We start from the raw sequence: 6,953 nt of genomic DNA on the forward strand, positions 1-6,953 counted from the left end.
GTTGGCGAGTGCGGCGGTCGCCATGGTTGAGATTGCCTACACGCGGATGATGCTGCGCCGGTTGACCAGGCCGGCGCAGCCCTCACCGCACATCTGAAACAGTCACTAAGAAGGAGACCGCCACCAACAACCTCTACGACCACCTCGACGAGCACCGCGCCCTGCTCCAGAACGACCCGGCCTACGCCCGCCACTACGCCGACATGGCTCAGGAGCAGGACATCTGGCAGATCCAGAAAAGCTGGGGCAACGACCCCCGCCCCGAATGGCCCTCCGACGGAATCATCCTGCGCGGAGGTCACTGACCTACCCCACCGTCAGGCACGATGCCGGCATCCGACGCGCTAGAAGATGCGCCGGCCAGCACAACGCTGGCGGCGCGGGGCTGCCGTGCAGGGACCGGCACGGTGGAGCACACTTCGACGCATGTGTGGCCGCTACGCACGCTCGCACCCCGACCCCGAACTCGTCGACCTGTTCGACGTCGCCGAAATCGTCGGCGACCCGCTGCCGGCCTCCTACAACATCGCCCCCACCCAAGACGCCCGCGCCGTCCTCGAACGCGCCCCACGCGAGGACCCCGACGCCGAACCCACCCGCCAGCTGCGCACGCTGCGCTGGGGCCTGGTGCCCGTCTGGGCCAAGGACACCAAGATCGGCAACCGGATGGTCAACGCCCGCGTGGAGACCATCACCGACAAACCCGCGTTCAAGCGCGCCGCAGCCAAGCGGCGCCTGCTGGTCCCCGCCGACGGGTACTACGAGTGGGAGAAGCGCGAAGGACGCGCGCAGAAGGTCCCGCACTTCCTGCACGCCGAACACGACGACGGCACCGACGACATCACCAACGACATCCTGGCCTTCGCCGGCCTGTACGAACTGTGGCCCGACCCCGCCAAGGAGAAGGACGACCCCGACCGCTGGCTGTGGACGTTCACCATCCTCACCACCCAGGCCAGCGACGCCCTCGGGCGCATCCACGACCGCACCCCCGTCATCGTCCCGGCGGACATGCGTGACGACTGGCTGGACCCCACCCTCACCGACCTCGACCTCGTCCAGCAGGTCCTCGACGCCCTGCCCGAACCGCGGCTGGCCACCCACGAGGTGTCCACTGCGGTCAACTCACCCCGCAACAACACCCCGGACCTGCTGACCCCGGCCCCTGAGACGCCCGCCTGACGGCCCACGGTCGGGGCGTCTCAGGCGAGCACCGCAGCCGACGTCGGCATCGAGCGCCGCGGTACAGCGTCTACTCACGCTCCTTCGCCGTGCCGTCCTCTCGGCGCAGCCCCGGCTCCCACGCCTGAACGCGCAGATCGAGGACGGCGAGCGCCAAGGTGGTGCGATGCCTCGCCGCACCGCCCGCCCCCCTTTTTCTCAATCACGCGCTCCGCTGTCCAGGGTTGAGCTGCTGGCACTGGTCGAGGGTGAGGAAGCCGTTGCGGACCTGCGGGCCTACCTCACCGCGCGCACCGGTGAGGGAAGGCCGGCGTGGACCGGTGCCCGGTTCGAGGCCTTGGCAGGTGGTGGCGACCGCGCCCAGACCGCCTTCGCGGTGCACGCTGACGACATCGCCGCACTCACGCTCCTGAGCGTCTCCGTCCTGGGCGAGGCTGTCCTGGCCTTGCTGGAGGGTGAGGTTGGCGACCAGGTCGCTCAGCTGCTGGCGCAGGTGCCACGGGAGGTCTCGATCACCGACCCCGATGCCGCTGAGCGCATGGGCCCGGATCAGCCGCTGTGGCAGGCGTGGGAGCTGCTGAACGCTCAACGGGGCCTGGGGTGGGTCTCGGCGGCGAAGCTGCTGGCCCGCAAGCGTCCCGCGCTGGTGCCGGTCTACGACCGCGTGGTGCGCTGCGCCTTCGGCTACCCGCAGCAACCGTGGGCGTGGCTGGTCGAGCACTTCGCTGATGCTGGGGCCGATCTGGCCGGGCGGCTGGCGGCAGCGCGTGAGCAGGCGGGAGTGGACGAGGGCGTCCGCGTGCTGCGGGTCCTGGACGTCATCGTGTGGATGCGTCATCACCGCCAGCACAACGTCCGGGCCTGCCCGGGCTTGGCGACCGTGGAGGCGGGTTTGCCGGCCTCAGCGTCCTGAGTCCCCGCGGTGAGTCGTGAGGAGTCTGGCCGACCAGAGCGGGGATGGGTCTGCGGGGCGCAGCTTGCAGTCGGGGTGGACGGACCTGGAGTCGGCGCTCGCCCGCGAGGCGTTGACGTCGTCACCCGCGCCCGTTGCGGCGTCGCTCCAGCGTGTACAGCGCCATCTCGGCCTGCCGTGGGCTGTCCGGGTCTTGGGCGAGTTCGACCTGCACGGCGTCGCGCACTTCCTGGAGGCTGAAACTCAGCCAGCGGTGTAGTACCGGGTACCGGTAGGGGGGTGTTTCGTCCAGGTGCTCGCCGAACAGGTCGTGGATCTGGCGCGGTCGAGGACGCTGTCCGTGCGGGCCCCATGCGCCGGCAGCTTGCATGACCGGGGTGACGGCCTGCACCAGCGAGGTCACCTGCGTGATGTTGATCCCGTGCTGCAAGGCGATGAGGGCGGTGGGGAACCCGATCCCGGCGTCGGCCCAGTTGCGCGCCTGTTCCAGGGTCAGTGTCTGCTGCTGGCCTGGGCTCCACGCCTCGTGCGCTCGGTTCCAGGTGAGCAGTTCGCGCTCACTCAGCTCTCCCGCGTGGTTCAAGCCCATCCAGGAGGCGAGGAGGGGGCCGTACTCGTGCCGGACGATCCGAACGCGACGACTGCCGCTGGCTTCCTTGATCCGGATGCCCACGACCCATGCGGCGGCGGCGAGCGCTGAGACCGCGAGGCCGACACCCATCCCCGGCCACGACCAGTGCATCCGGAGGCTCCAGACCGCGGTCACGCCAGCACCGTCGTGCAGGCTGTGCAGGGCCGCAAGGTTGGGAAGCATCGCGCACACGATGACGAACGTGGCCGTGAGCAGAACGGGTAGCACCGTCTCCATGGTGCTGGAGCCACGGTCGCCGTACGGGCCGCCACGAGGATGGCCGCGACGGCCGCGGCGGCGGCGATCGTGCAGGGGCACTGTGTACGCCTGGTTGATGGTCTCGTGGGCTCTCGACGGGTCCAGCCGCAGCCGCCGGCGCTCGCGGAACCAGGATCGTCGGCTCATGGACGAAAGCTCCTTCGACAGAACGAGTTCGGGGCGGTTGGGCTGATCGCTGGCTGACGCGGGCCCGCTGCGGGGGCGACACGCAAGGGTGCGGGTCAGGTGAGGTGATCGAGGTTGTGAGCGCGAGCCCGGTCGAGGGACAACGCCAGTTCGCTGAGGACCGGCCGCGAAGGCGGCGAGAGCACCGTCACGGCATCGTTCAGACGGGCACCGCTCAGGACGGCAGGGCCTGCTGCAGGGAGGTCAACGGGAACTGGTCTGCCACCTCAGGGTGCTGTTCACGCCATGCCACGAAACTGGGCTGGGCGGCCATCTGGCGTACCTGCTCGGCGTAGGTTCGCGCCGTCGCCAAGGCCTGCACACTGATCAAGCCCTCCCCCGCCGTTCCGACTTCGTGCACCCCCGGTGTCCCACCGTGGCGGTAGAAGCCGTCCAACGCGTCCTGCGCCGCAGCGAGATCAGCTCGGCGGGCTGCCAACTCCTGCTGGAGCGCAGCCAGGTTCCGCTGAGCGATTCGCGCGTCCCGGTCCCGCGCGCGCGCACCGGCCTCATCAGCAGCGTCCGGGCCGGCCGACTCCTCACCAGCGCCGCTGTCGTCGCTGACGCTGCCGTCGCCATGGCTGCCGGCGCGTTCAGCGTGAGCGGTGACCGCCTCGACACGCTCACGCAGCAGCTCGACCTGGTGGCGATGCTTGTGCATCACGGTGCTGGCGTTGCTCACCTGCTCCAGCAGCTGGCCCACGCGAAGAAGCCAGACCACCTCGGCGTCCAAGCAGTAGATCGCGTGAGCCCAGGCCAGCCGGCCGATGTACCCCTCCCGTGCGCCGTCCCCGGCGCTGAAGGTCAAGGAGTTCTGCGCCTGGGCGGCGGCGACGTCCTGGCCGATGGTCAGGTGGATGAGGTCACGATCACGTTCGCGGCTGCCCTTGTAGTAGGTCGTCTGCAGCCACGGCTCGAAGCGCACGATGCGCGAACGCAACCGCCGCAGGCGCAGCACCTCAGCTCGAGCGGTGCTCACGTTCGGCCCGTCGTAGCTCTCCCCAGGCAGCTCGCGAGCGCCGCTGTAGGGCTCGCTGCGCAGCATCGCCGGCACCGACCGGGCCACGTCCCCATCGACTGCGAAGGGCGTCCACCGGGCCTGCTCGAAGCCGGAGAGGTGGGTCGGGGTGCCCGGCTCAGGGGGAAGGTTGACTCCATGCGTCAGCCACAACAGGGCACTGATCTCGCCCAGGTGCGGGCTGGCGCGGTTCAGCACCAGCTGGCGCTCGCGGCCGCTGCCACGGTCTTCGATGAGTCCGGCCTCGACCAAACGTGCGGCGGTGCGGGAGGCGGTGGCCTTGGGGACTGCGGAGGCTTGGGCCAGTTCGGAGATGGATCGGCCGTCGTCGCCGAAGCGGCAGATGGCGGCTAGGAGGCTGGCGCCGGCGGCGCCAATCTCGTAGAGGGCGGCGTCCGTCGTCGGGGGTGCCGGTGGTGCGGTCTGACCCGTTATTGATCCCCACAGACTCATAAGTGAACCGTAGCAGGAGCAGTGGTCCTGGCGTCAGCCGTCGGTAGGTGAGTCTGTGCGGCTCTCTGGACCTCGCCGGGACCAGTTGAGAGGTCCGAGGGTGATGACCCCTGCGTGCTGCAACGCGTGTGGGATCAGGCGTTCGGGGTCGGCGACGTCCAGGAAGCCCAGGTCGCTCAGCGGGCCGCTGGCCTGCAGCACGCTGACGCGGTAGGCGATCAGTCGCGCCGGCTCCTGCAGCTGCTTGGGCAGCGAGTGCAGCCAGCCTCCGCTCGCGGGGAGGGCGAAGTGTTTGACCTCGGGATGGATGCTCAGGAAGCCCGCGGTGTACTGCGTGGGGCCTGGCCGTGGCGGCTGCAGGGGGCGATGACGTCCAGGCCCCCTGGCGCCGTAGCCGGGTGGAGCTGCATCACCGGGTCCGTCGTGTTGACCGGACTGGTCGTGGTGTAGGTGATGCCGGCGCAGGCGTTCGGCGAGGGCGGCCCGCTCACGTTCACGCTGCTGTGCCTCGAGTCGAGCTCGCAGCTGCTCGCGTTCTTCGCGGGCCACTCGGGCCGCTTCGGCGGCGTGGTGCTCGGCCAGGGCCTGATCTCGGGTCGGGGTCCACAGGCCATCGGCCTGCAGGACGCACTGGTGCAGGGGCACCCAGTGGGTCTGGTCACCGGGGTGGCAGGTGCCGATCCAGACCTCGACCTCGTCGTCTTCCGCCTCGCGCGTCGTGTCACCGGACGCGGCGGTTGCTAGTTCGCGTCCGCTCTTCTCGGCGGCGCGAAGAGCGCCGCCGAGGACGCGGTCGGGGACGCTGGGGCGCTCGTCATGGGGAGTGGTGCTGCTGTGACGGGGGCGGGGCCACAACCCGAAGCTGACGCCGTGTTGTTCGCGCTGGATGCCTGCCAGTGCTCGCGCCCGTCCTCCGAACAGCCACGTCACATGTCCGGTGTGGCGGCGGTAGCGCGCATCGCGACGCAGCAGGTCCTGGTAGCTGATCGCCGACAGCTGCACCTCCAGCGTCTGAGTACCGGGCTGTAAGGCGCCTGAGCCTTCCAGTCGGGGGCTTACCGGCTCCGGGCTCGACACTGTGGGGTCCTTGCGCACGGGGAGGTCCAGGTCGAATCCGGCGCCGGGATCACTGATGGTCCAACGGATATGCACGTCCTCCGGCGCGGGTGCGGCATCGCAGGTTCCGGCAGTCGCGTTGTGTCCGCGGGCGGGAGCGGCAGCGTGTGCAGAAGCGCGGCCGCTGTCATGACCGTGGGCGGTGACGTGGACATCGGCGCGGCTGGCGTCGGTGAAGCGATGCTCCAGGGTGACCTCGTAACCCTGATTGATCAGCCAGCGGTGCAGTTGCAGCTGGATGACCAGGTGAAGGTAGCCGCGTTCAAGGGCGTGCTCGTCACGAAAGGAAAGGCAGTCACGGATCTGACCTGAGGCGTGGCGGAAGTAAGGAGCCCGCACTGCGCCTGCGGCCAAGACCAGCGCCTGTCCACACCCGCCTGCTGCGCTGCTGCACCAGAATCCTTGCGGGTGCGCGGTTTGCAGCCTCCACGCTGCCTCGCGACGACTGGGCGCACTCACCGCCTGAGTACCTGCCGGTCCATCGGTGACTGCCCGGCGCAGGTGCCTGGAGATACGCGAGGACTTGAGCGAGCGGTCCGGGCCAGTAGTCACCACTAGAGCACAGTGCCGGAGGGCACCGACACGCCGCGCACGGAGGCGTGATGGGCCCGCGGCGACCCGCCGAGACCCAAAGCACCTATGAGAACGTCACCGCCTCCTCCAGCGCTGGGTCGATGCGAACATCCTCATCGTGTTGGATCCTTGCACCAGGGAGTAGAACGATCCCGGGAGCGTAGACGCCAGAGTCGCTGCTCGATCTTGAACTCCTGAAGTGAACGTCTCCCCCGCGCTTCACCTCCAGATCCGCCAGATCCATAGAGCCCGCTACATGACTAGGGTGGATCGAAACAATCAGCTCACCCTGATTACTGACAACTATCTTCCTGCCAGTGACCAATATTTCGCCTTCCCCAAACTCGCCGAGTCGAGGGGCAAGCGAGACGTTGGCACCATCTCGCACAAGGAGACCGCTCACGTCAAGGTATCCAGAGATCGACAGGAGAAGTTCTCCTTCAACTGTCACTCCTTGACAAGAGACTCCATAGACGAACTCCGACCCGACGATGTGAAAGTCGTCGGTCACGCTGCAGTCGTCGAGCACTAGTGATCTACGGCTGAAGTTGGTGCCCCACCCGTTCGGGTCTGGCGGTCAGAGGGGTGAGGCACGGCAGCGTCGGTGAGCGTGGGAACACTTC

Annotated in this window: 6 protein-coding genes; 2 read left to right on the plus strand and 4 right to left on the minus strand. The window is 68.7% G+C overall.

All coding sequences use genetic code 11. The features are described from left to right. Positions 1–426 precede the first annotated feature (426 nt). A complete protein-coding gene (locus CLV37_RS26655; RefSeq protein WP_106215767.1) occupies positions 427–1,182 on the plus strand; it encodes an SOS response-associated peptidase in 756 nt (251 codons plus the stop codon). Positions 1,183–1,348: 166 nt separating this feature from the next. After that, on the plus strand, positions 1,349–2,095 hold the full coding sequence (locus tag CLV37_RS26660) for a DUF6308 family protein (RefSeq protein ID WP_106215768.1): 747 nt from the start codon (positions 1,349–1,351) through the stop codon (positions 2,093–2,095). A gap of 121 nt (positions 2,096–2,216) precedes the next feature. Here CLV37_RS26660 and CLV37_RS26665 read toward each other — a convergent pair whose 3' ends face one another. The 4 genes from CLV37_RS26665 to CLV37_RS27300 all read right to left on the minus strand — a co-directional run bounded on the left by CLV37_RS26665 (position 2,217) and on the right by CLV37_RS27300 (position 6,841). After that, positions 2,217–3,131 (minus strand): hypothetical protein, encoded by a 915-nt coding sequence (locus CLV37_RS26665; RefSeq protein WP_146149635.1) that lies wholly within the window; start codon positions 3,129–3,131, stop codon positions 2,217–2,219. Between the two features lie 214 nt (positions 3,132–3,345). Then, positions 3,346–4,641, minus strand: a complete 1,296-nt coding sequence (locus CLV37_RS26670; RefSeq protein WP_106215770.1) for a winged helix-turn-helix domain-containing protein — start codon at positions 4,639–4,641, stop codon at positions 3,346–3,348. 33 nt (positions 4,642–4,674) lie between these two features. Further along, positions 4,675–6,096: a competence protein CoiA family protein gene (locus CLV37_RS27295; protein WP_170127542.1), complete on the minus strand. Its 1,422-nt coding sequence runs from the start codon at positions 6,094–6,096 to the stop codon at positions 4,675–4,677. 298 nt (positions 6,097–6,394) lie between these two features. Further along, positions 6,395–6,841 (minus strand): hypothetical protein, encoded by a 447-nt coding sequence (locus CLV37_RS27300; protein ID WP_146149637.1) that lies wholly within the window; start codon positions 6,839–6,841, stop codon positions 6,395–6,397. Positions 6,842–6,953 lie beyond the last annotated feature (112 nt).

This window comes from Kineococcus rhizosphaerae (assembly GCF_003002055.1).
Taxonomy (GTDB): domain Bacteria; phylum Actinomycetota; class Actinomycetes; order Actinomycetales; family Kineococcaceae; genus Kineococcus; species Kineococcus rhizosphaerae.